Origin of the sequence: Streptomyces sp. CA2R106 (assembly GCF_037034245.1) — a bacterium.
Classification (GTDB): domain Bacteria; phylum Actinomycetota; class Actinomycetes; order Streptomycetales; family Streptomycetaceae; genus Actinacidiphila.
Genome location: NZ_JBAGKC010000174.1, coordinates 1 through 504, shown reverse-complemented (window position 1 = coordinate 504; position 504 = coordinate 1). Strand labels below are relative to the sequence as shown.

At 72.2% G+C, this 504-nt stretch carries 1 protein-coding gene; it reads right to left on the bottom strand.

The genetic code is table 11. The features are described from left to right. The coding region (locus WA788_RS35595; protein ID WP_335984652.1) for a ketoacyl-synthetase C-terminal extension domain-containing protein at window positions 1-497 on the bottom strand (497 nt) is incomplete at its 3' end. Between the last annotated feature and the right edge of the window lie 7 nt (window positions 498-504).

Here is a 504-nt window from a genome sequence, read left to right as displayed (position 1 = left end):
GCCTCCACACCCTCCGCCACCGCACCCAACCCCGCACACAACTCCGCCCCGTCCACCCCGAGCACCACCGCACGGTGCTCCAACACCGCACGCGACGACACCAACGACCACCCCACATCCACCGCGTCAACCCGCCCACACCCCTCCCCCACGAACTCCAGCAACCGCCCCGCCTGACCCGCCAACCCCTCAACCGACCGACCCGACACCACCCACGGCACCACCGGCAACCCCACACCGGACCCACCCACGAGCCCAGGCGCACCCTGAACCTCGACACCCTCCTCGACCGGCTCAGGCACCTCGGGCGCCTCGATGATCACATGCGCGTTCGTACCGGAGAACCCGAAGGACGACACCCCCGCACGACGCGGCCGCCCATCCGTCTCCGGCCACGGCACCGCCTCCGTCACCAACTCCACCGCGCCCGCGGCCCAGTCCACGTGCGAGGACGGCACCTCGGCGTGCAGCGTCGCGGGAACCACCCCGTGCTGCATCGCGGCG